This window comes from Pseudomonas congelans (assembly GCF_900103225.1).
GTDB lineage: Bacteria > Pseudomonadota > Gammaproteobacteria > Pseudomonadales > Pseudomonadaceae > Aquipseudomonas > Aquipseudomonas congelans.
Genome location: NZ_FNJH01000006.1, coordinates 279,741 through 303,627 on the forward strand (window position 1 = coordinate 279,741; position 23,887 = coordinate 303,627).

Consider the following 23,887-nt stretch of genomic DNA (forward strand, 5'->3'; position numbering starts at 1 on the left):
ATATACTCGCCCGCTCCTTTAAAACACCTTGCGAGTACCAATGGAACGTTTTTTTGAAAATGCCATGTACGCATCGCGCTGGCTGCTGGCGCCGATCTATTTTGGTCTATCCCTCGGCCTGCTGGCGTTGTGTCTGAAGTTTTTCCAGGAAATCTTTCACGTCATTCCCAACATCTTCTCGCTGGCTGAAGCTGACCTGATTCTAGTGCTGCTGTCGCTGATCGACATGGCGCTGGTCGGTGGCTTGCTGGTGATGGTGATGATCTCCGGCTACGAGAATTTCGTGTCGCAGCTGGACATCGATGAGGACAAGGAAAAGCTGAACTGGCTGGGCACTATGGATTCGTCTTCGCTGAAGATGAAAGTCGCAGCGTCCATTGTCGCGATTTCCTCCATCCACTTGTTGCGGGTGTTCATGGACGCCACCAACATCAAACCCGAATACCTGATGTGGTACGTCATTATCCACATGACGTTCGTGATCTCGGCGTTTGCGATGGGCTATCTGGACAAGGTCACCAAGCACTGAGACGACGCTGGACGGGAGGGGCGGGTGTTATCGTTTCTGGCATGTCGGCGCGGTGTGTTGTAAAACGTCTGTTCCGATGCATCAGGCGTTTTCGCAGGAGGTTCGATCATGAATTATCAGGAATTTACCGACCACGCCCAGGCCGGTCGGGTCGACGAGTTGAACCTGATCTCCATCGAAGGCGGCATCTATCTGCTGGATGTGCGCATGAATGGCACTTCGGTGATGCTCAAGGATCATGCGGGCAAGACCCTGCACCTTCGCTCTGTAGAGCATGCCCGGGAGTTGCTCAAGGACATACCTGTGGTGCCTTTTTACCTGGTCCATTGCGTGGTCCATGACGAGTTGTGCGGCATGCCGGTCAATGACCGCTCCGAGATGCGCCTGCCGATCTCGTTTCAGTCTTCATGGTCCTGATCGCCAGTCGCGGATTGCTGCTGCGGTAGGGGCTGTAGCGGCAATTGTGCTAGGCTGCTCGGCCTTTTGGTTCGGGGCGCATCAGCGTATAGCGTGATTGCCGTTCAGGTTTTGCGCGATTACCGACTGCGTGCCCCTCTACGGAGCAGTGTCATGTCCGAAGTCAATCTGTCCACCGACGAAACCCGCGTCAGCTACGGCATTGGTCGTCAGTTGGGCGATCAGTTGCGCGACAACCCGCCACCGGGTGTCGATCTGGAAGCCATCGTGGCAGGCCTGCGCGATGCGTTTGGCGGTCAGCCAAGCCGTGTCGGTCAGGAAGAAATGTCCGCCAGCTTCAAGGTCATCCGCGAAATCATGCAGGCTGAAGCAGCCGCCAAGGCTGAGCAGGCTGCGGGCGCTGGCAAGGCCTACCTGGCTGAAAACGCCAAGCGCGAAGGCGTGACCACACTGGCTTCGGGTCTGCAATTCGAAGTCGTGACCGCTGGCACTGGCCCTAAGCCAGGCCGTGAAGATCAGGTACGCGTTCACTACCACGGTACGTTGATCGACGGTAACGTCTTCGACAGCTCCTACGACCGTGGCGAGCCTGCCGAATTTCCGGTCAGCGGCGTGATTGCCGGCTGGACCGAGGCGCTGCAACTGATGAACGCCGGCAGCAAATGGCGTCTGCACGTGCCGAGCGAGCTGGCTTACGGCGCTCAGGGCGTAGGCAGCATCGCACCGCACAGCGTGCTGGTGTTTGATGTCGAACTGCTGGACGTTCTGTAAGCGACCCGGTCGATACAGACGGTCGCTGAGCGAATCTCGCCGGTTCGTTCAGCGACGCAGTTGTGCTGATGCTTCATGCTCAGTGCAACTCACCCATAGGGCGCAACGCCCGCGCGTAGCAGAACAGAAACAGGTTTCTCACCAGTTCCTTGAGCACCAATGGCTCGCTGGAGCTCAAGCTGCACACATCCAGATCGCCCTGATCGCGTAACTCCTCCAGCGCTTCCTCTTCCAGTACGGCACACACTTCCCCCGTCTCGCGATGGAGAATTCTCAGGTAAGGGTGGGGTCTGTCCAGCCATGCATCGATCAAATAGGTCATGTCTCATCTCCTGTGCAAGTCAGATGAGAATAATTCTTATCGGGATAATAGCAAGGCTCTATTGAGATTAATTCTCATTTTGCGCTGAGTGGTTGATCCAGATCAGTGAATGCCAGCCGGGAGTGGACGTAGAGCGTACTTTTGGACACGCCTGCCGTTCCTCACACTCCAGCGTGGGAAGCCGCTCGTGATACTCCGCAAGTTTGGGGCAGGACGCAGAGCGTCCAGAACGGCATGCCGACGCGGAGCATCGGCACGATATCTCTGTAACTATCGTTCCTTACGCTCCAGCGTGGGAATGCCTTTCGTGACGCTCTGCGTCATTCAGCTACGCCATCGGCCTGTCAGTGATGCTCGCGGGTGGCGCGGAATTTCACGTCGGGCCAGCGTTCTTCCATCAGCGCCAGGTTCACGCGGGTAGGGGCGAGGTAGGTCAGGTGACCGCCGCCGTCCACGGCCAGGTTTTCCACCGCCTTGTTCTCAAACTCTTCGAGCTTCTTCTTGTCGTCGCAGTCGATCCAGCGGGCTGACCACACAGTGATCGGCTCGTAGGCGCATTCGACCTTGTATTCTTCCTTGAGGCGGCTGGCGACCACATCGAACTGCAGCACACCGACGGCGCCGAGGATGATGTCGTTGCTGCGCTGCGGGAAGAACACCTGCGTGGCGCCTTCTTCGGCCAGCTGTTGCAGGCCCTGACGCAGTTGCTTGGATTTGAGCGGGTCCTTCAGGCGTACGCGACGGAACAGCTCAGGGGCAAAGTGCGGAATACCGGTGAAGCCCAGCGCTTCGCCTTCGGTGAAGGTATCGCCGATCTGGATGGTGCCGTGGTTGTGCAAGCCGATGATGTCGCCTGCGTAGGCTTCTTCCAGTTGCTCGCGCTCCGACGAGAAGAACGTCAGCGCGTCGCCGATCCGTACGTCCTTGCCCAGACGCACATGGCGCATTTTCATGCCTTTGTCGTAACGGCCCGAGCAGATACGCATGAAGGCGATACGGTCGCGGTGCTTGGGGTCCATGTTCGCCTGGATCTTGAACACGAAACCGCTGAATTTCTCTTCCGCCGGCTCGACCGTGCGCTCGTTGGCCACGCGTGCCAGCGGCTTGGGTGCCCAGTTCACTACGGCATCGAGTACATGATCGACGCCGAAGTTGCCCAGCGCGGTGCCGAAGAACACCGGAGTCAGCTGACCGTCGATGAACTCCTGCTGGTTGAATTCGTGGCAGGCACCCTGCACCAGCTCCAGCTGCTCGACGAAGCGCTCGTATTCATCACCCAGGTGGGCGCGGGCTTCATCCGAATCGAGCTTTTCGATGATTTTGGTTTCGGTGCGCTCGTGGCCGTGGCCTGCGGTGTAGACAATGATGTAGTCGTCGGCCAGGTGATAGACGCCCTTGAAGTCCCGGTAGCAACCGATCGGCCAGGTGATCGGTGCCGCCTTGATCTTGAGCACCGCTTCGATTTCATCGAGCAGCTCGATCGGGTCGCGGATATCGCGGTCGAGCTTGTTGATGAAGCTGACGATAGGCGTGTCGCGCAGACGGCAGACATCCATCAGCGCGATGGTGCGTGGCTCGACGCCTTTACCGCCGTCGAGGACCATCAAGGCCGAGTCGACCGCCGTCAGGGTGCGGTAGGTGTCTTCGGAGAAGTCTTCGTGGCCCGGGGTGTCGAGCAGGTTGATCATGTGGTCGCGATACGGAAACTGCATCACGGACGTGGTAATGGAGATACCACGCTGTTTCTCCATTTCCATCCAGTCGGAGGTGGCATGGCGGTCGGATTTACGCGACTTGACCGTACCGGCGACGGAAATGGCCTTGCCCATCAGCAGGAGTTTTTCCGTGATGGTGGTTTTACCCGCATCCGGGTGGGAAATAATGGCGAAAGTGCGGCGTTTCGCGACTTCGGCGGCCTGTTGGGTCATGGGAAATCGCCTGGGATGGGATTGAAAAAAGGGCGCAGATTATAGCTCAACTCTCGGCAATAACCGAACCGTTCAGACAATAAACGATGGCCAGATAATGTCTCGTGTGGGAACCTTTCAGGTCGTGGAGACGTCCACTCCCCCGTCAAGGCTCGCAACGAAGCCAACGCAAGGGGCTGATTCATCAGCATGTTGGTTTGACGAAGCTGCGCTTATGGCTTGTGTTTTCGCCGAGGTTAAACCCTTACCGGCGACCCACCCGCTGCTCTTCGCGAACGTTATTGCCGGCGTCCCCCCTGGACGTCTAGGTCAACGCGTTCGCCGACTGAAATAAGGAGTCCGCCTGTGGCAAATCGCTATGGCAAGGGGCTATTGGGAGGTGCGGTTGCGATCGCACTCCTGGCCCTGCTGATCCACTGGATCGGCGTTAGTACTATCAAGCAATACCAGGATGACCTGCTGTTTTATCTTCAGGCCCATCTGATTCTGGTTGTGGTTTCAATGTTGGCGGCCCTGGTGGTCGGCATCCCTGCGGGCATTGCCCTCAGCCGACCGAGTATGGTTGGACGCGCCGAACGCTTCATGCAGATATTCAATATTGGCAACACCGTTCCTCCTCTCGCCGTTCTGGCCATTGCCCTCGGGATTCTCGGGATCGGCAGCGGCCCGGCGATCTTCGCGCTGTTTCTCGCCTCGCTGTTGCCGATCGTGCGTAACACCTACGAAGGCCTGAAAAACGTTCAGGGTTCACTCAAGGAAGCTGCCGTCGGTATTGGCATGACTCCGCGCCAAGTACTGTGGCGTGTCGAGTTGCCCAACGCTGTACCGATCATTATCGGTGGCGTGCGGGTCGCGCTGGCGATCAATGTCGGGACCGCGCCGCTGGCGTTTCTCATTGGTGCCAACAGCCTTGGCAGCCTGATTTTTCCGGGCATTGCGTTGAACAACCAGCCGCAACTGGTGCTGGGTGCGGCGTGTACCGCTCTGCTGGCGCTGCTGCTCGATGGTCTGGTGATACTGGCCAGTCGTCTTTGGCTGGAACGCGGACTGGCTCGCTGAGCGAAGGAATTCTCATGAAGAAAATATGCTTGTTTTTAGGCTTTGCCTTGTTGTTTCCGGCATTGGCCCAGGCTGCGGAAAAGCCGCTGTTACGTGTCGGCGCACGGGTGTTCACTGAACAGACCATCCTTGCCGAACTGACTGCGCAATACCTGCGGACCAAGAACTACGACGTGCAAATCACTGGCGGTCTGGGCAGCAACCTGGCGCGCAGCGCACAGGAAACCGGTCAGTTGGATCTGCTGTGGGAATACACCGGCGTGTCCCTGGTGGCCTATAACCACATCGACGAAAAACTCGACAGCGCCCAGACCTATGCGCGGGTCAAGGAAGTCGATGCAAAGAAAGGCCTGGTCTGGCTTTCGCCGTCGAAATTCAACAATACCTATGCGTTGGCGCTGCCGCAGAAAGTGGCTGACAAGTACCCGCAGGTCAACACCATGACCGATCTGGCCAAAGTCTTCAAAGACGAAGCCAACGAGGGGCATCTGGTCGCGCTGGACACCGAGTTTGCCAACCGTTCCGACGGTCTGATCGGCATGGTCAAGCATTACGACATGAATCTGGGGCGTGAAAACACTCGCCAGATGGATTCGGGGTTGGTGTACACCGCGCTGCAGAACGGTCAGGTTTTCGCAGGGCTTGTTTACACCACCGACGGTCGTCTCAATGCTTTCAAACTGAAAGTGCTGGAAGACGACAAGCATTACTTCCCGGACTACACCGCGGCGCCGGTGATCCGTCAGGAATATCTGGATAAGCATCCGGACATCGAAACGCTGCTCAAGCCGCTGGCTGACCTGCTGGACAACCAGACCATGATCGACCTCAACGCTCGCGTCGACGTCGGCCATGAAAGCCCATCCACGGTTGCTGCAGATTTTCTGCGCCAGCACCCATTGAATTAAGGAAGGAGACGATATGAGTTTCTTGAGCGCCTTCTCCCATCTGGACTGGGCACAGGTCCTGCACCTGACCTGGCAGCACATCACGCTGGTTGGCATCGCCGTGACCCTGGCTATCGTGGTCGGTGTGCCGCTGGGCGTATTGATGACGCGTTTCCCGGCATTGGCTGGTCCGCTGCAAGCCAGCGCCACCGTGCTGCTGACCGTACCGTCGATTGCCCTGTTCGGTCTGCTGTTGCCGTTCTACTCCAAGTTCGGCCAGGGCCTTGGCCCGATGCCGGCGATTACGGCGGTATTTCTTTACTCGCTGCTGCCGATCATGCGTAACACCTACCTGGCCCTGACAGGCGTAGAGCCGGGTATCCGCGAAGCCGCCAAAGGCATCGGCATGACTTTCGGCCAGCGCCTGCGCATGGTCGAACTGCCCATCGCAGTGCCTGTGATCCTCGCCGGTGTGCGCACCGCCGTGGTGATGAATATCGGTGTCATGACCATCGCCGCGACCATCGGTGCCGGTGGTCTGGGTGTACTCATTCTTGCTTCCATCAGCCGCAGCGATATGTCGATGCTGATCGTCGGCGCGGTACTGGTCAGTATTCTGGCCATCATCGCCGACCTTCTCCTGCAATGGCTGCAACGCACGCTGACTCCAAAAGGATTACTGAAATGATCGAACTCCAGAACCTCTCCAAGACTTTCCAGAGCAACGGCAAAGAAGTGAAGGCTGTCGATTCGGTCAGCCTCACGGTCAACGAAGGCGAAATCTGCGTCTTCCTCGGCCCGTCGGGCTGCGGCAAGAGCACCACGCTGAAAATGATCAACCGCCTGATCATGCCGACCTCCGGCAAGGTGCTGATCAATGGCGAAGACACCACGGATCTGGACGAAGTGACCCTGCGTCGCAACATCGGCTACGTGATTCAGCAGATCGGTCTGTTCCCGAACATGACCATCGAAGAAAACATCGTGGTCGTGCCCAAGCTGCTCGGCTGGGACAAGCAGCGTTGCCATGATCGTGCTCGCGAACTGATGAGCATGATCAAGCTCGAGCCCAAGCAGTACCTGCATCGCTACCCGCGTGAACTGTCCGGTGGTCAGCAGCAGCGCATCGGCGTGATCCGCGCCCTGGCAGCCGACGCTCCCTTGCTGTTGATGGACGAACCGTTCGGCGCGGTCGACCCGATCAACCGCGAGATGATCCAGAACGAGTTCTTCGAGATGCAGCGCGCGCTGAACAAGACCGTGATCATGGTCAGCCACGACATCGACGAAGCCATCAAGCTGGGCGACAAGATCGCTATCTTCCGTGGCGGTAAATTGCTGCAGATCGATCACCCGGACACCTTGCTCGCGCATCCGGCTGACGATTTCGTCAGCAGCTTCGTGGGCCAGGACAGCACCCTCAAGCGTCTGCTGCTGGTCAAGGCCGAAGATGCGGCCGACAACGCGCCGTCAGTCAGCCCGGAAACCCCGGTGGCCGATGCGCTGGAAGTGATGGACGAAAACGACCGCCGCTACATCGTTGTCACCGACGGCGAGAACAAGGCAATGGGCTATGTGCGTCGTCGTGACCTGCACCGTCAGCAGGGCACGTGCGCGCAGTTCATACGTGAGTTCAATGCCACCGCGGCCTACGACGAGCACTTGCGCATCCTGCTGTCGCGCATGTACGAGTTCAACCGCGCCTGGCTGCCAGTGCTGGATGCCGAGAACGTGTTCCTGGGTGAAGTGACGCAAGAGTCGATTGCGGCTTATCTGAGCTCGGGCCGTTCGCGTGGCATGAAGACCAGTATTGTTTCGCCTGCGGACGTTGCAGCCGAAGCACAGGCATAAGCCTGGAAAGATCAGCCCGGTGCCGCAAAGGCATCGGGCTGATCGTGTTTTATATGACGTTTCACCACGAACAGATCGCGCATCCGGCACGAATGCCCGGACATCCGCGAGGCCTCCCTTGATAGTCCGTGCAGGCCGCGCTCCAGATAGTCAGTAGCCACCGCTATTTGATCACCGTCTTCAGCCGTTCTTCTGCCGAAGTCCAGGGCTGATCTTCCCATTTTAAAACTGCCGGATTGCCCGGGCCCTTTCAGTCGCTTATTACCCTGCGGGGAACATCTGCCTGTCATGCAGGTCGGTTAAACAGGTCCTTGGGAAGGCAACTCAAGAGCCCTGTGCAAAAACGCGACATTTTTTGTTGATATCCGGCCCCTCAGGTCCTAAAGTTCGCGCCGAACGTCCATGCTGGAAACGATCCATCCGGCTCAAGTACTGACGACGAGACAGCAAGGCCAGGAAGGCAGCCCTTCAGGGCCTTTTTGCTTTCGGCGACATGCCTTGGGAAGTAGGCGAACCAAAGTGGGGATACGGAGGGCGTTCATTTGTACCCATTGACCAATACCGTTTGCCAATAGGAGTTCCAGCAGCATGCCGATCAATGTCGAAGACTACTACTCAGCCGAAACCTTCAAGAAAATGAAGGCGTTCGCTGACAAGCAAGAAACCCCGTTCGTGGTCATTGATACTGACATCATCAGCAAGGCATATGACGACCTGCGTGCGGGCTTCGAATTCGCCAAGGTCTATTACGCAGTCAAAGCCAACCCGGCTGTTGAAGTCATCAATCTGCTCAAGGAAAAGGGTTCGAGCTTCGACATCGCGTCGATCTACGAGCTGGACAAGGTCTTGAGCTGTGGTGTCGGTCCGGAGCGCATGAGCTACGGCAACACCATCAAGAAATCCAAGGACATTCGTTACTTCTACGAGAAGGGCGTGCGTCTGTTCGCTACCGACTCCGAAGCCGACCTGCGCAACATTGCCAAGGCTGCACCGGGCGCGAAAGTCTATGTGCGTATCCTGACCGAAGGCTCGACCACGGCTGACTGGCCTCTGTCGCGTAAATTCGGCTGCCAGACCGACATGGCCATGGACCTGTTGATTCTTGCCCGCGATCTGGGTCTGGTGCCTTACGGCATCTCGTTCCACGTTGGCTCGCAACAGCGCGACATCAGCGTCTGGGATGCTGCCATCGCCAAGGTCAAAGTGATCTTCGAGCGTCTGAAAGAAGAAGACGGCATCGTTCTCAAGCTGATCAACATGGGTGGCGGCTTCCCGGCCAACTACATCACCCGCACCAACAGCCTGGAAACCTACGCTGAAGAGATCATCCGCTTCCTGAAGGAAGACTTCGGTGACGACCTGCCGGAAATCATTCTGGAGCCGGGCCGTTCGCTGATCTCCAACGCCGGCATTCTGGTCAGCGAAGTGGTACTGGTCGCCCGCAAGTCGCGTACTGCGGTCGAGCGTTGGGTATACACCGACGTGGGCAAGTTCTCCGGTCTGATCGAAACCATGGACGAAGCCATCAAGTTTCCGATCTGGACCGAGAAGAAGGGTGAAATGGAAGAAGTGGTTATCGCCGGCCCTACCTGCGACAGCGCCGACATCATGTACGAAAACTACAAGTACGGTCTGCCCCTCAACCTGGCCATCGGTGACCGCATGTACTGGTTGTCCACCGGTGCCTATACCACCAGCTACAGCGCAGTAGAATTCAATGGCTTCCCGCCGCTGAAATCGTTCTACCTGTAAATTCCCAGCGTCAGAAAAAAGCCCACGAACGTGGGCTTTTTTTTCGTCCGTAAAAAATAATTATGTAAGCCTTCAGGCGCTGGAAAGTGCCGTAAGTGCAGCGTTTTTTTTGCCGAAGCCTAATACGTTTCAGCCTTCTTTGTTGCTTATTCCTACAGGCAAGGTCCGCGCCGTTAACTTTTTAAAGTTGAAGCCCTCTGTTAATTTTTAGTGGCCTTGAAGCGTCAGTTTATGACTGCCGCAAAAACAGGACCTAAATTAATAAGGACATTAATCATGGCTACTGCTGTTGAACCGCAATTAACAGATGGTAAGGAACATACCGTCGAAGATGTCAGTCGTGTCAGTAAGGATTTAATGGATGCCCTCACCAGTCAGGCGGCGGATATTGCGCGAGCCCCCGGCCTGCTGATTACCAACGAAGATGTTCGCCGTATCAGGCGCTATGTCAATACGGGCCTGGCACTGCCTACCAAACTGGAAGAAGTCACCCATTTGGTGGGCGGGGTGGACAACGGTATTCCCGGTCTCGAGCCAGAAGCAATCTGCAAACTGTACGTCGATATCCAGGAGCATGCCAGAAGCTGGTCGGCGCTTGAAACCACGATGCAGAAAGTCGGCAGCGACTTGCATGTCTTCTCGGGCAATCTGATTACCATCGCCACTCACATTATAGAGTTCATCAAAGGCCTCGAGTCTTACCAGACTCTGAAAGTGGGGGACTTGACCCCTGCACAGATCGAGCAAATGCCGGCGGTCGAGATAATGGATCAAGACAGCAAGAAGCTGCCCGGGTTATTGGCGCTGGTCGATGACCTCAAGGTATACATCAAGGATCACAGTGCCAGTACCACACGCACCCGAGTCGGAGTCACTGAGTTCAAGCGTCGTCTCAAAGATAATATAGCCCCTGACGTGGCGCTGAAAATAAGGCTGGCCAGTTCGAAAGACGGTGACGAAGAAGTGACCCGGCTTAGCGCTGAAGTCGATCAGCTTAACGAGCGCATCAATCAGAAACTGGCGGAGTATGAAGAGTATTCCGATTACAAGTGGATCGGTTTCTGGTGGGGGCCTCTCGGTGGGGCAATTTCCTATTCCATTTACGGGCCCAAAGCGTCGAGTGCCCTCAGTGAAAAAGATAGCCTGATTGAACAAAAGAGTCAGCTCGAGCAGAAGATAAAGCAATTCAATAAGCTGTTGAGCGACCTGTTGGCGTTCGAAACCAGTCTTCAGGATCTGAAGGCCAGAGTTGATGGTGCCGCCAGTGGCGTCAGCAATATAGAAAGCCTGTGGGTGCTCTTGGAGGAGTTGGTCGACTCCTCCTACGATCGCATTAAAAATACCAATAATGCCGTGTACCTGGTCAGTTTCGTTTCGCGCTTTCAAACACTGATGACCAACTGGACATCGATTCAGGCTCAGGCCTTTGATCTGCTGACCGCTTTCAATAAGGCACTGGATGAACCGGCTGCCTGAGTGCTGACTAACTTATATTTAAAGAGAATACCGTTATGACTGTTCATGTACTTGATACCCCTTTCCAACTGCCTAAACCTGATGTGGACGTTATTATCGCCAGTCGTGAAAAACTGAAGCAGACGTCGGATGCATTGCCTGATGTCTATTTACCCATCCTGAAAGAGACCTTGCGCAGCCTGGTCAGCGAAGTCGGCAGTGTCGACAAGCAAGCACTGGATACGCTGACGCTTGTTCCGCATATGTTGAACGGCGACGAAATGCTGCCTTTTCTTGAGGCCGTCAAGGAACTCAGGAGCCAGCCTGATGATGCCAAGAGCGTCGCCGCCATCGCAAACTTCAATGAAGAGATCAGCAAACTGCTGGATGCACGGCTGACCTCTCTGACCGATCAGGCCACCGTGCTGGACAAGGCGCTTATCAATCTGGATGCAGTGCAGGTCGATACCGCAAATCATCTGACACCTGCCCTTGACCAGGAAATCAGCACGCTGGAGGCCAGGCTTGCGACTGAACAGGCGCGCCTGGATGAGGTGGTGCAACAGGTCGCTTTGGTCAACGCGTTGATCAAAGACATCGAGAGCCTCAGTTTTTTCGACAAGCTGAAGCCTCTGGTCGCATCGCTGCAAGTTTTGGCAGACATCGACCCCAAAGATCCGTTGATCGGCTCTATCAAGGCGGGTATTACGGGGGTGTCCAACATCCTGAATCTGGCGGACGCTGCCGTTGACTATGAGCAACTGATAGGCCTGAGGGAAAAGCAGCAAACGCAGTTGACAGGCCTGCAGGCAACGGTTGACGAGACGCGCACAGCGCTGAAAGTCGAAGTGAGCAAGCGCGACCAGCTCTCGACTCTCGCCTCGATTGAGGTCTGCAAGAAAGACTACGTTCGCGAGCTGGGTAAATTGCTGGAGGCTTTGAAGCATGTTGAGGCCAACAGTCGCCTGCCTGCCACCGAAGTGATCGAAAAGCGTGTCGAGCATTTCAGACTGCACGCTGATGCACTGAATAACTATCTGGTGGATCTGCGCAGCAACTGGCGCAGTTGATACGCCGGCAGCGCCCCGTTTGTCATGACAGGCGGGGTTTCGGTTATGGCAGAAGACACGTTACAGATGGACACGATATGGCCGTCAGTGCATTAATTGCGCCGCGCAATATGAGTGAGAGTAGCGAGCGTGTTGAAGAGAGTCCTGTTTCAGCTGCACTGGTTCTTCGGAATCACGGCAGGTCTGGTGCTTGCCCTGATGGGCATCACCGGAGCCCTGTATTCATTCGAGGACGAAATTCTCGATGCTCTGAATCCGGACGTGCTGCTCGTTGAGGCGCGTGCTGCCACCTTGCCGCCTATCGAACTTGTCCACAGGCTGGAGGCCGCAACCGGCCTGACTGTGGCTATCCTGCGTGTCGAAACCACCGGCAATCGTGCCGCTCAAGTGTTTTTCACGCCCAAGGCGGGTGAGCGTCGGGGCCCCAAACGCAATTTCGATCCCTACACCGGTGAGCTGAAAGGTAATGCGGTGGGGGAGGGATTTTTCGACTTTGTCCTGAAGCTGCACCGTTATCTGGCCATGGGCGAGGCGGGCAAGCAGGTCACTGCGGCCTGTACGCTGATTCTGGTGTTCTTTTGTCTTTCCGGACTGTACCTACGCTGGCCCCGCGCAGCCCTGAACTGGCGAGTCTGGCTGACCGTTGACTGGGCGAAGAAAGGCCGCAGTTTCAACTGGGACCTGCATTCGATCTTCGGCACCTGGTGCCTGTTGTTCTATCTGTTGTTCGCCATCACGGGACTCACCTGGTCGTATGACTGGGTGAGCAACGGCCTGAATAAACTCATCGGGGACTCGCCCCTCGAGGAAGGCATCGCTGCGCCAGCCAAGGCTGCCGGAAGATTGCCGCTGGTGGTGGATTACGTGGCGGTCTGGGACAGTATCCAGAAGACCGCAGGGCCGGACTTGCAGGCTTACAACCTGCGCCTGCCGGCTGTGGGCGGTCAGCCTGCCACCGTGTTTTACCTGCTCAAGGAGTCTCCGCACCCACGGGCACTGAACACTATCACCCTTGATCCGGCCAATGGTCAGGTCAGCTCGGTCTTACGCTATGCCGAACGCAGTTTCGGTGCGCAATTACTCGCCAGCAATTACGCGCTGCATGTCGGCAGCTACTTCGGGCTCGTCGGTCGAATCATCATGACTGGCGCCTCATTGCTGATGCCGCTGTTCTTTATTACTGGCTGGTTGCTGTACCTGGATCGACGTCGCAAGAAGCGTGATATCGAACGTGCACGCGGCAAGGTTCAGGGGGATGACCACAACGATGATGCGTCCTGGCTGGTCTGCTTCGCCAGTCAAAGCGGGTTTGCCGAGCAATTGGCCTGGCAGACCGCTGGCCAGTTGCAGGCGTCAGGATTGTCGGTGCGCGTGAAGCGGTTGGGCGATCTGACCGAAGAAGAGCTGTGCCGAAGCCGCAATGCCGTGTTCGTGGTCAGTACCTTTGGCCAGGGTGAGGCGCCTGACAGTGCCCGACGTTTCGAGCGCAAGCTGCTCGGTCGCTCGCTTTCACTGAGCCAGCTCGATTACGCCGTTCTGGCGCTGGGCGACCGGCAGTACCCGCATTTTTGCGGTTTCGCCCATCGTTTGCATGACTGGTTGACCGAGCAGGGCGGGCGTAGCGTGTTCCCGGCCGTTGAAGTGGACAGCGCCGATCCCGTAGCCCTGCAACACTGGCAGCAGCAATTGGGGCAGTTGACCGGTTGCGTGCCGGCAGCGCACTGGCAGGCACCGGTTTTCGAGAACTGGACGCTGGCTGGGCGCACGCTATTGAACGCTGGCAGCAGTGGTTCGAAGGTTTATCTGCTCGACCTGACCTCGCCAACACCTGCGCATTGGCAGGCGGGGGATCTGGTGGAGGTCATGCCGCGCCACACGCTGAAGGTCATCGAGCCGTTTCTCGCCGGGCTGGGTGTGGATCCTGGCGCATGGGTAAGCGTGGATGGCTTGCAGGAGCCGCTCGCGCAGGCGCTGGAAAGCCGTCAGTTACCGCAGAACCGTTCGCATCTGGTGGGGCTGCATGCGCAAGCGTTGATCGATGCGCTGGTGGCGGTGTCCGTACGCGAATACTCGATTGCCTCGATTGCGCAGGACGGCTGCCTGCAACTCATCGTGCGTCAGGAAGTGCATGCCGACGGCAGCCTGGGTTTAGGCTCGGGATGGCTTACCGAACACTGTGCCGTCGGCGGCGCCGTCAGCCTGCGTTTGCGCCGCAACAGCAGCTTTCATCTGCCTGCCGCGCCGCTGCCATTGATCCTGCTGGGCAATGGCACGGGGCTGGCCGGTTTGCGTAGCCTGCTCAAGGCGCGTATCGCCCAAGGGCAGGTGCGCAACTGGTTGTTGTTCGGCGAACGTAACCGGGCGCATGACTTTCATTGCGGCACTGAATTGCAGGGCTGGCTTCAGGCTGGTCACCTGACGCGCCTGGACCTGGCTTTTTCCCGCGATCAGGCAGAAAAAATCTACGTGCAGGATCGCTTGCGCGAGGCGGCCGATGAGCTGCGTACATGGATCGACGAGGGTGCAGCGATTTATATCTGTGGAAGCTTGCTGGGGATGGCGGCGGGCGTGGATCAGGTGTTGAACGAGGTGCTTGGGGAGACGGCAGTCAGCGAGTTGATCGAGGAAGGGCGTTATCGACGGGATGTGTATTGACTTGCGAAGATCGGACGCGGAGCGTCCAGAACTGCGTGCCCACGCTGGAGCGTGGGCACGATAGTCTGTTAGCTGTTAGCTGTTAGCTGTTAGCTGTTAGCTGTTAGCTGTTAGCTGTTAGCTACGCCGCTACAAATTGCTCGGCGTAATGGCAAGCCACCTGGCGGTTATCCACCAGGCGCAGCTCTGGCACTTCGGCTGCACAACGCTCGGTCGCATAGGGGCAGCGCTTGTGGAAAGCGCAGCCGCTTGGCGGGTTGAGCGGGTTGGGCAGCTCGCCGACGATCTTGATCTTCGGCTTGAGCGGGTCCGGGTGGATGGTCGGGGTCGCCGACAGCAGCGCCTGGGTATACGGGTGCAGCGGACGGTTGTAGATCTCTTCCTTGGGACCCATTTCCGCAGGCCGGCCCAGGTACATCACCAATACCGTATCGGCGACATGACGTACCACCGACAGGTTGTGAGAGATGAACACGTAGGCGGTGTTGAATTCCTGCTGCAGATCCATGAACAGGTTCAGTACCTGTGCCTGAATCGATACGTCCAGCGCTGAAGTCGGCTCGTCTGCTACCAGCACTTTGGGCTGCAGCATCATTGCCCGTGCCAGCGCAATACGCTGACGCTGACCACCGGAAAACATATGCGGGTAGCGTTGATAGTGCTCAGGGCGCAAACCGACCTGAGCCATCATCGCCTGCACTTTCTCGCGGCGTTCGGCGGCTGACAGGCTGGTGTTGATCAGCAGCGGCTCGCCGAGCTGATCCCCGACCTTCTGCCTTGGGTTGAGCGAGGCATAAGGGCTCTGAAAGACCATCTGCACGTCCTTGCGCAACTGCTTGCGCTCGGCCTTGCTGGCCCCGGCAACTTCCTGGCCGGCGATTTTCAGCGAGCCGGATGAAGGCTCTTCGATCAGCGTCAGCGCGCGCGCCAGTGTCGATTTGCCACAGCCGGACTCGCCGACCACAGCCAGGGTCTTGCCGGCTTCCAGTTCGAAGGACACCCCGTTAAGCGCACGCACCAGCGCCGTGCCCTTGAACAGGCCGCGGGAAACTTCGTAGTGACGGGTAAGGTCGCGGGCGGTAAGTACGACGCTCATTACGCCACCTCCTGATTCAAGGGATAGAAGCAGCGCGCCAGACTGTGCGCCTTGGGATCAAGGGCCGGGCGTTCGGTTCGGCAGTTGTCACGCACGTACGGGCAGCGCGGTGACAGCAGGCAACCCTGCGGACGGTCATAGCGGCCCGGGACCATGCCCGGCAGCGTGGCGAGGCGCTCGGCGCCCATGCTGTGCTCGGGAATCGCGGCCAGCAAGGCTTCGCTGTACGGGTGGGCAGGGACATCGAACAGCCCCGGCACCTGGCCGACTTCGACGGCCTGACCGGCGTACATCACACAGACACGCTGGGCGGTTTCGGCCACGACAGCCAGGTCGTGAGTGATCAGCACCAGTGCCATGTCCTGCTCTTTTTGCAGGCTCAGCAGCAATTCCATGATCTGCGCCTGAATGGTCACGTCCAGCGCGGTGGTCGGTTCGTCTGCGATCAGCAGTTTCGGTTCGCCGGCAATCGCCATGGCAATTGCCACACGCTGGCTCATACCGCCGGACAATTGGTGCGGGTAGGCATTCAGGCGCGCAGCGGCGCCAGGGATCTCGACCTTTTCCAGCAGTTCCAGTGCGCGCTGACGTGCGGCCTTGCCCGACATGTTCAGGTGCTGGCGCAACACTTCCTCGATCTGGAAGCCCACTGTATAGCTGGGGTTCAGGGCGGTCATCGGATCCTGAAAGACCATCGCCAGGTCTTTGCCGATGATGCGTCGACGCTGCCGGGAGTTGAGCTTGAGCAGGTCGTTGCCGTCGAAATTGAGCGCATCGGCGGTGATGATACCGGGGGAGTCGATCAGCCCCATCAGCGCCATCATGGTCACCGACTTACCGGAACCCGATTCGCCGACGATGGCCAGTACTTCACCCTTTTCGACGCTCAGGGACAGGCCGTCCACAACAGGTACGGCCTTGGCGTCGCCGAAGCGGACGTTGAGATTCTTGATTTCAAGAAGTGACATGCGAATCTCCTCAGGCGGCATTCTTGAGTTTCGGGTCCAGCGCATCGCGCAGACCGTCGCCCATCAGGTTGATTGCCAGCACGCTGAGCAAAATGGTCAGACCGGGCAGGCTCACGACCCACCAGGCACGTTCGATGTAGTCGCGCGCCGAGGCGAGCATGGTGCCCCACTCAGGCGTCGGTGGCTGTACGCCCAGGCCCAGGAAGCCCAGCGCTGCGGCGTCGAGAATCGCCGAAGAGAAGCTCAGCGTGGCCTGAACGATCAGCGGTGCCATGCAGTTGGGCAGCACGGTGATGAACATCAGGCGTGGCAGGGTGGCGCCGGCCAGACGGGCAGCCGTCACGTAGTCGCGGTTCAGCTCGCCCATCACCGCAGCGCGGGTCAGACGCACATAGGAAGGCAGCGACACGATGGCGATGGCGATCACGGTGTTGATCAGGCCAGGGCCGAGAATCGCCACGATGGCCACAGCCAGCAGCAGCGAGGGCAGGGCCAGCATGATGTCCATCAGACGCATGACCGAAGGACCCAGGATGCGCGGGAAGAAGCCTGCCAGCAGGCCCAGCAGAATGCCTGGGATCAGCGACATGACCACCGACGCCAGACCGATCAGCAGCGACAGGCGAGAGCCCTGGATCAGGCGTGACAGCAGGTCGCGCCCCAGTTCGTCGGTGCCGAGGACGAATTGCCATTGACCGCCTTCGAGCCACACCGGAGGCGTCAGCAGGAAGTCGCGGTATTGCTCGCTCGGGTCATGGGGGGCAACCCAGGGCGCGAACAGGGCGCAGAACACGATCAGGGTCATGAACAGCAGGCCGGCAACCGCGCCTTTGTTTTTCGAGAAGGCTTGCCAGAATTCTTTGTACGGGGATGGGTAAAGCAGGCTTTGATCGACTGCTACCGCAGGAGTAGGGGTGCTCATATCGATGATCTCAGCGCTGGTGACGAATGCGTGGGTTGGCAAAGCCGTAGAGGATATCCACCACGAAATTGACCAGGATCACCAGACAGGCGATCAGCAGAATGCCGTTTTGCACGACCGGGTAGTCCCGGGCGCCAATGGCTTCGATCAACCACTTGCCGATACCGGGCCAGGAGAAGATCGTTTCGGTCAGTACCGCACCGGCCAGCAACGTACCGATTTGCAGACCGAACACAGTCAGTACCGGAATCAGCGCGTTGCGCAGGCCGTGAACGAATACCACACGGGCAGGCGACAGGCCTTTGGCGCGGGCGGTACGCACGTAGTCTTCACGCAGTACTTCGAGCATCGACGAGCGGGTCATCCGGGCGATCACCGCCAGCGGGATGGTACCCAGCACGATTGCCGGCAGAACCATGTGGTGCAGGGCATCGAGAAACGCACCCTGTTCATCACTGAGCAGGGTGTCGATCAGCATGAAGCCGGTGACTGGCGGAATGTCGTACAGCAGGTCGATCCGCCCGGAAACCGGTGTCCAGCCCAGCGTTACCGAGAAGAACATGATGAGGATCAGGCCCCACCAGAAGATCGGCATGGAATAACCGGCGAGGGAAATCCCCATGACCCCATGGTCGAACAGGGACCCTCGCTTGAGTGCGGCGATCACCCCGGCCAGCAGGCCGAGAATACCCGCGAAAATCAGCGCCGCCAGCGACAACTCCAGGGTTGCCGGGAACAGCGAAGTGAATTCGGACCAGACGCTGGTACGCGTACGCAACGATTCACCGAGGTCGCCCTGGGCGAGCTTGCCGATGTAATCGATGTACTGGGCGTAGAGGGGTTTGTTCAGACCCAGACGTTCCATGGCCTGAGCGTGCATTTCCGGATCGACACGGCGCTCACCCATCATGACTTCGACCGGGTCGCCCGGAATCAGACGAATCAGGGCAAAGGTCAATAAGGTGATGCCGAAGAAAGTGGGTATCAGCAACCCCACTCGGCGGGCGATAAAACTAAACATCTTGGTGTGTACCTCATCAGCCGGTTAGGCGTGCTCCGGCGAGTCTCGGGTTATGAGCTCGCCGGATTATTTTTCTACTTCACCTGGGTAGTGGCGAAGTTGTTGGTTGTGAGCGGGCTGATTTGGTAGCCCTCCACATTTTTACGCATGGCCGTGAACATTCTGGTGTGAGCCATGCTGATCCACGGCTGATCCTTGTTGAATATTGCCTGTGCCTGTTCATAGAGCGCAGCGCGTTCCTGCGGGTTCACTGTTTCACGCGCCTGATCGATCAGCTTCTGGAAATCGGCGTTGCACCAGCGGGCGTAGTTCTCGCCGTTTTTCGCCGCTTCACAGCTCAGCATCGGAGTCAGGAAGTTATCAGGGTCGCCATTGTCGCCTGCCCAGCCGGCAGACACCATGTCATGTTCGCCATTCTTGGCTCGTTTGAGCATTTCACCCCATTCCATGACGCGAATATCGATCTTGATGCCGATCTTCGCCAGGTCGGATTGCATCATTTGCGCGCCGAGCATCGGGTTGGGGTTGGTCGGGCCACCGCCGTTGCGGGTGAACAGGGTAAACGTGGTGCCTTCCGGCACACCGGCTTCCTTCAGCAGGGCGCGTGCCTTGTCGAGGTCGATCGGCGGGTTCTTCAGGCTGTTGTTGTAACCCAGCAGGGTCGGCGGATACGGGTTGACCGCTACCAGCGCATTGCCCTTGCCGAACACCGCGTTGACATAAGCGTTCTTGTCGAATGTCATGTCAATGGCTTTGCGGACCCGCACGTCGCTCAAATACTTGTGGGTCGTGTTGATCGCGATGTAGCCCGTGGTCATTGCCTCCAGCTCATCGATTTTCAGATTCGGATCTTTCTTGATGCTTGGCACGTCGTCAGGCTTCGGATACAGCGCGATCTGACATTCGTTGGCCTTGAGCTTCTGCAGGCGCACGTTGTTGTCGGTGGCGATGGCCAGAATCAGGGCATCGGCAGGCGGCTTGCCGCGGAAGTAGTCCGGGTTGGCCTTGAAGCGTACCTGCGCATCCTTGGCGTAGCGCTGGAAGATGAAGGGGCCGGTGCCGATTGGCTTGCTGTTGAGGTCGCCGGTCTTGTTGGCTTTCAACAGTTGGTCGGCGTATTCAGCCGGATAGATCGAAGCAAAAGCCATCGCGAGGTCGGCCAGGAATGGCGCTTCGCGGCGGGTCAGGGTGAACTTGACGGTGTAGTCGTCAGTTTTCTCGACGCTTTTCAGCAGCTCTTTGAAGCCCATGCTTTCAAAGTAGGGGAAACCGACGCTCGATTTGTCATGCCACGGGTGCTTCGGGTCCAGCTGGCGCTGAAAACTCCAGAGCACATCATCGGCGTTCATGTCGCGGGTCGGTTTGAAGTAATCGGTGGTGTGGAATTTGACGCCTTTACGCAGGTGGAAGGTGTACGTCAGGCCGTCGTCGCTGATGTCCCAGGAGTCAGCCAGCGCAGGAATCACTTCCGTGGTGCCGGGTTTGAAATCCGCGAGACGGTTGAATACGGTTTCAGCCACGGCATCGGCCGTCACTGCTGTCGTGTATTGCACCATGTCGAAGCCTTCGGGGCTGGCTTCGGTGCAGACCACCAGGGGTTTTGCCGAAACACTGACGGCGACGCTGAGCAGGGCCAGGGCGATCGAGTTGCGTAGCGATAACAGTTTCATTGTGAACCCTCCATAGAGTTGACGCCGATGGTGATGTTCGGACGCAAGGCTGTAGCCTTGCGTCCGAACGGTTTTCAGCGAATCAAAGAATGTTGAATGGAACAGTGGTCACCAGACGGAATTCGTTGATGTTGCCATCAGCCTGATTCTCGCTGGCGCGGTGAGTGGTGTAGGTGGCGCGGATGGCAGTGGCCTTGAGCGGGCCGGACTGCACGGAGTACGACGTACCGATACCGTATTCGTAGTGAGTCTCGCCGTCCATTGCGTTTACGCCGCTCGCTGTACGAACGCCATTGATTGTCTGGACGTCGCCATAGACGTTGCCTTTGTATTTGGTGCCGTCGATGTCCCAGCCACGTGCCTGGTAGATGTTGAATTTCAGGCCCGGCACGCCGTATTCGGCCATGTTCAGAACGTAGGCGATCTGCAGGGACTTCTCGTTCGGACCGTTGAAGTCCGAGAGCAGGGAGTTGGCCAGGAAGATCGCGTTGGTGTCGTGCGCATAGTCGAAGTACTCATCGCCAGACACTTGCTGATAGGCAAGGCTGACGCTGTGAGCGTTATGCGTACCGGTGAAGGACAGGCTGTAGGTATCGTTGTCGATCGGGCCTTGTTTGCTTTGACCGGAGTCCTTGGTCTTGTAGTAGTTCAGGTTGGTGCTGAGCGCCAGTGCCTTGCTGTCACCCAGTTCGTGGGTGAAACCGAAGTAGTACTGGTGCCAGAAATCTTCCAGATTCGATGCATAGAAGCTGGTGGTCAGGCTGTCGGTCGGCTTGTAGTCGGCACCGAACATGTCCAGACGGTCGGCGGTCTGGCTGCGATCACCGTACTCGGAGCGGAACTTGTCCAGGCTCTGTTCCATACGTGGCGATACACGGTCGAAACTACCGGCTTGAAAGGACAGGTTATTCAGCTCATCGCTCTGTACGGCAACACCCTGGAAGCTGGAGGGCAGTGCGCGGTTGCCGATGAAGGCGATAACCGGGGTGTTCACCGATTGGCGACCCATGGTCAGGACCGTGTTGGAGACCCGCGCCTTGACGTTGCCCAGACCCATCTTGCTCCACTGACCGACTGCATCGCCGTCGCTGTGTGCCAGGGTACGGTTGGAGTTGCCTGCAAAGTCATCGGTGTCACGGTCCAGTGCAATGGCGTTGTACAGCGCCAGTTCGGTGGAGAAACCTACAACGCCCTGGGTATAACCCGAGGTGTAGTTGACGATGGTGCCCTGCTGCCAGTTGATGCGACGCGAGGTCTGCTCGGCAGTGCCGTTGTCGTTGTAGCGGAACACTTCGCCGCGACGCTTGAGTTCATTGGCGTACCAGTTACGGGTCGTGCCGGTCAGGTGTTGATCTTCGATAAACCCGTTGGCGTCGGCCTGGGCATTCTTTGAACTCAGCTCGGTCGGTATGAACGTCTGGCTTGCCGGTTCAGCCTGAACCAGTGCGCCGAACGATGAGAGAGACAATGCCAATAACGCAGTGCTGGTTGTTTTCACGATGTGCAGCTCCCTTATCACTTTTTTATATGCCAGTTTTTTGAGCCTGGCTTTTGGTGGTGCAGGACTTTGGGTCCTGCGTTGTTATAGGTATCGACGCGCAAGTGCCCGCTCTCGCCGTGACACAAGACGGCGAGGGCGTGCGGAGTTTTCGATCAATCGACGATGCTGACGCCTGAAAAGTTGTTGCGACCGAACGGGCTGACGTGGAAGTCCCTGACCTCGGCGCGCAATGGCTGATTGACGGTCGAGTGGGCAATCGGTGTGATTGGCACCTGCTCCTTGAGGTAGCGCTGCGCCTGCTTGTACAGGTCGGTACGCTCCGCACGGTCAGCGGTTGCAACGGCTGCCTTGACCAGGTGGTCGTATTTTTCGTCGCACCACATCGAATAGTTGTTACCGCCAATCGCGGCGCAGCTGTAAAGCGTGCCCAGCCAGTTGTCCGGGTCACCGTTGTCGCCAGTCCAGCCGATCAGCGAGATATCGTGCTCGCCATTTTTGGTGCGTTTGAGGTATTCGCCCCATTCGTAACTGACGATTTTGACCTTGATGCCGACCTTGGCCCAGTCGGCCTGAAGCATTTCGGCCATCAGCTTGGCGTTGGGGTTGTAAGGTCGCTGAACCGGCATGGCCCAGAGGGTCAGTTCGGTGCCTTCCTTGACGCCCGCAGCGCGCAACAGGGCCTTGGCTTTTTCCGGGTCATAGGGCGCGTCCTTGATGCTGTCGTCATAGGACCACTGGGTCGGTGGCATGGCGTTGACTGCCAGTTGCCCCGCGCCCTGGTAAACCGCGTTGATGATCGCCTTCTTGTTGACGGCCATGTCCAGCGCCTGACGCACTTCCAGCTTGCCCAACGGTTCGTGGCGCACGTTGTAGGAGATATAGCCGAGGTTGAAGCCTGGCTTCTCGATGATCTGCAGGCTTTTGTCTGCCTTGAGGCTGGCGAGGTCTGCCGGACGCGGGTTGACCGAGACCTGGCACTCGTTGGCCTTGAGCTTTTGCATGCGCGCAGAGGCGTCGGTCACGATGGCGAAGATCAACTGGTCGATTTTTACCCGGCTCGGGTCCCAGAACTCCTTGTTGCCCTTGTAGCGAATCTGCGAATCCTTCTGATAGCGCTGAAACACGAAAGGACCTGTACCGATAGGCTGCTGGTTGATGTCGCGCACATCACCCTTGGCCATCAGCTGTTCGGCGTACTCGGCGGAGAGGATGCCGGCGAAGTTCATCGCGATGTTCTGGATGAATGCCGCATCGACCGTATTGAGGGTGAACACGACGGTCAGCGGGTCGGTCTTCTCGACGGACTTGATCTTCTTGTTCAGGCCCATACTGGTGAAGTAGGGGAACTCGGTCGGGTAGGCGACACGGAACGGATGATCGGGCTTGAGCATGCGATTGAAGGTGAACAGCACGTCGTCGGCGTTGAAGTTACGGCTGGGCTTGAAGTTCTTGTTGCTGTGGAACTTCACACCCTCGCGCAGGTGAAACGTGTAGACCAGACCGTCTTCCGAGATGTCCCAGGAAGTTGCCAGTGCTGGAACCACGGTGGTATCGCCCTGCTTGAATTCGGTGAGTCGATTGTAGATCGGCTCGGATGCATCGTTATCAGTAGAGGAGGTGTATTGCGCACCGTCGAAGCCAGCCGGACTCGCTTCAGAGCAGAACACCAGATTGCTTGCCGCCTGGGCAAACGGGGCCAGTGCCAACAGTCCCAGGCACGACGTCATCGCAAGAGTTTTACGCATGATGATCCCTATCCTCAAAGGATGAGCCGAGGCTCGAATGTCTAACTGGCGCAAAAGCGTCGCCCCACGCAACTTCGAACGACATGCCCGGTGCACCTGGACACGAAGCGGCGGGCTTCCTGCCCGTTGCCGCTGCCCTTCGACGGTAAGTCGTCAGAGGCACGCGGTATATAGGCTCGAAGGCTGCAAAGCTCGTAGGAAATATCTTGGTGATAGTAGAAGAATGCCGTTATCGGCACTTTTTCAACCCATCGCCCGGGGCTCATTT

General features: G+C 57.9%; 21 protein-coding genes. 11 read left to right on the forward strand and 10 right to left on the reverse strand.

Features of this window, described 5'->3' with window-relative positions:
- The first annotated feature begins 40 nt into the window (after positions 1-40).
- The 3 genes from BLR20_RS20410 to BLR20_RS20420 all read left to right on the forward strand — a co-directional run bounded on the left by BLR20_RS20410 (position 41) and on the right by BLR20_RS20420 (position 1,717).
- On the forward strand, positions 41-529 hold the full coding sequence (locus BLR20_RS20410) for a TIGR00645 family protein (RefSeq protein ID WP_003313787.1): 489 nt from the start codon (positions 41-43) through the stop codon (positions 527-529).
- 108 nt (positions 530-637) lie between these two features.
- The gene (locus tag BLR20_RS20415) at positions 638-946 is read left to right on the forward strand and encodes a DUF6482 family protein (RefSeq protein WP_032615083.1); all 309 of its coding nucleotides are present in this window, start codon (positions 638-640) and stop codon (positions 944-946) included.
- 153 nt (positions 947-1,099) lie between these two features.
- Complete coding sequence (locus BLR20_RS20420; protein ID WP_010434487.1) at positions 1,100-1,717, forward strand: BamJ family beta-barrel-assembly machinery protein; 618 nt, start codon at positions 1,100-1,102, stop codon at positions 1,715-1,717.
- A gap of 79 nt (positions 1,718-1,796) precedes the next feature.
- On the opposite strand, the gene BLR20_RS20425 is transcribed toward BLR20_RS20420, so the two are convergent.
- Both BLR20_RS20425 and BLR20_RS20430 read right to left on the reverse strand, forming a co-directional pair.
- Positions 1,797-2,039 carry a PA4570 family protein gene (locus BLR20_RS20425; protein ID WP_002555214.1) on the reverse strand — a complete coding sequence of 81 codons (243 nt, stop codon included), beginning with the start codon at positions 2,037-2,039 and terminating at the stop codon, positions 1,797-1,799.
- A 344-nt stretch (positions 2,040-2,383) separates the two neighbouring features.
- Positions 2,384-3,967: a peptide chain release factor 3 gene (locus BLR20_RS20430; RefSeq protein ID WP_003396266.1), complete on the reverse strand. Its 1,584-nt coding sequence runs from the start codon at positions 3,965-3,967 to the stop codon at positions 2,384-2,386.
- A 345-nt stretch (positions 3,968-4,312) separates the two neighbouring features.
- Here BLR20_RS20430 and BLR20_RS20440 point away from each other — a divergent pair, with 345 nt between their 5' ends.
- From BLR20_RS20440 to BLR20_RS20455, 4 genes are read left to right on the forward strand one after another with little or no spacing between them, the layout of a single operon-like run.
- A complete protein-coding gene (locus BLR20_RS20440; RefSeq protein ID WP_003340453.1) occupies positions 4,313-5,026 on the forward strand; it encodes an ABC transporter permease in 714 nt (237 codons plus the stop codon).
- A 14-nt stretch (positions 5,027-5,040) separates the two neighbouring features.
- Positions 5,041-5,934 carry a glycine betaine ABC transporter substrate-binding protein gene (locus tag BLR20_RS20445; protein ID WP_010436765.1) on the forward strand — a complete coding sequence of 298 codons (894 nt, stop codon included), beginning with the start codon at positions 5,041-5,043 and terminating at the stop codon, positions 5,932-5,934.
- Between the two features lie 13 nt (positions 5,935-5,947).
- Positions 5,948-6,601, forward strand: a complete 654-nt coding sequence (locus tag BLR20_RS20450) for an ABC transporter permease (protein ID WP_010436767.1) — start codon at positions 5,948-5,950, stop codon at positions 6,599-6,601.
- Positions 6,598-7,764, forward strand: a complete 1,167-nt coding sequence (locus tag BLR20_RS20455) for an osmoprotectant ABC transporter ATP-binding protein OsmV (protein WP_010436770.1) — start codon at positions 6,598-6,600, stop codon at positions 7,762-7,764. The genes BLR20_RS20450 and BLR20_RS20455 overlap by 4 nt, the downstream gene beginning before the upstream one ends.
- Before the next feature lie 11 nt (positions 7,765-7,775).
- On the opposite strand, the gene BLR20_RS28000 is transcribed toward BLR20_RS20455, so the two are convergent.
- Complete coding sequence (locus BLR20_RS28000; protein WP_143010012.1) at positions 7,776-7,985, reverse strand: hypothetical protein; 210 nt, start codon at positions 7,983-7,985, stop codon at positions 7,776-7,778.
- Positions 7,986-8,352: 367 nt separating this feature from the next.
- Here BLR20_RS28000 and BLR20_RS20460 point away from each other — a divergent pair, with 367 nt between their 5' ends.
- From BLR20_RS20460 to BLR20_RS20475, 4 genes are all read left to right on the forward strand, one after another.
- Complete coding sequence (locus tag BLR20_RS20460) at positions 8,353-9,516, forward strand: type III PLP-dependent enzyme (RefSeq protein ID WP_003368674.1); 1,164 nt, start codon at positions 8,353-8,355, stop codon at positions 9,514-9,516.
- Positions 9,517-9,792: 276 nt separating this feature from the next.
- Positions 9,793-10,992 carry an alpha-xenorhabdolysin family binary toxin subunit A gene (locus BLR20_RS20465; RefSeq protein ID WP_025991104.1) on the forward strand — a complete coding sequence of 400 codons (1,200 nt, stop codon included), beginning with the start codon at positions 9,793-9,795 and terminating at the stop codon, positions 10,990-10,992.
- A gap of 35 nt (positions 10,993-11,027) precedes the next feature.
- A complete protein-coding gene (locus BLR20_RS20470) occupies positions 11,028-12,041 on the forward strand; it encodes an alpha-xenorhabdolysin family binary toxin subunit B (RefSeq protein ID WP_054992779.1) in 1,014 nt (337 codons plus the stop codon).
- Positions 12,042-12,173: 132 nt separating this feature from the next.
- Positions 12,174-14,696, forward strand: coding sequence for a PepSY domain-containing protein (locus tag BLR20_RS20475; protein ID WP_054992787.1), 2,523 nt, complete (start codon positions 12,174-12,176; stop codon positions 14,694-14,696).
- A 121-nt stretch (positions 14,697-14,817) separates the two neighbouring features.
- On the opposite strand, the gene BLR20_RS20480 is transcribed toward BLR20_RS20475, so the two are convergent.
- The 7 genes from BLR20_RS20480 to BLR20_RS20510 all read right to left on the reverse strand — a co-directional run bounded on the left by BLR20_RS20480 (position 14,818) and on the right by BLR20_RS20510 (position 23,619).
- On the reverse strand, positions 14,818-15,792 hold the full coding sequence (locus BLR20_RS20480) for a peptide ABC transporter ATP-binding protein (protein WP_003313770.1): 975 nt from the start codon (positions 15,790-15,792) through the stop codon (positions 14,818-14,820).
- Positions 15,792-16,760, reverse strand: coding sequence for an ABC transporter ATP-binding protein (locus BLR20_RS20485; protein WP_010436785.1), 969 nt, complete (start codon positions 16,758-16,760; stop codon positions 15,792-15,794). Before BLR20_RS20485 ends, BLR20_RS20480 begins: the two co-directional genes overlap by 1 nt.
- A 10-nt stretch (positions 16,761-16,770) precedes the next feature.
- Complete coding sequence (locus BLR20_RS20490) at positions 16,771-17,682, reverse strand: ABC transporter permease subunit (RefSeq protein ID WP_054992778.1); 912 nt, start codon at positions 17,680-17,682, stop codon at positions 16,771-16,773.
- Positions 17,683-17,692: 10 nt separating this feature from the next.
- A complete protein-coding gene (locus BLR20_RS20495; protein ID WP_010436787.1) occupies positions 17,693-18,703 on the reverse strand; it encodes an ABC transporter permease subunit in 1,011 nt (336 codons plus the stop codon).
- Positions 18,704-18,777: 74 nt separating this feature from the next.
- Positions 18,778-20,373, reverse strand: coding sequence for an ABC transporter substrate-binding protein (locus tag BLR20_RS20500; protein WP_032615089.1), 1,596 nt, complete (start codon positions 20,371-20,373; stop codon positions 18,778-18,780).
- Positions 20,374-20,455: 82 nt separating this feature from the next.
- The gene (locus tag BLR20_RS20505) at positions 20,456-21,871 is read right to left on the reverse strand and encodes an OprD family porin (protein ID WP_054992777.1); all 1,416 of its coding nucleotides are present in this window, start codon (positions 21,869-21,871) and stop codon (positions 20,456-20,458) included.
- A gap of 155 nt (positions 21,872-22,026) precedes the next feature.
- A complete protein-coding gene (locus BLR20_RS20510; RefSeq protein ID WP_054992776.1) occupies positions 22,027-23,619 on the reverse strand; it encodes an ABC transporter substrate-binding protein in 1,593 nt (530 codons plus the stop codon).
- Positions 23,620-23,887: the final 268 nt, after the last annotated feature.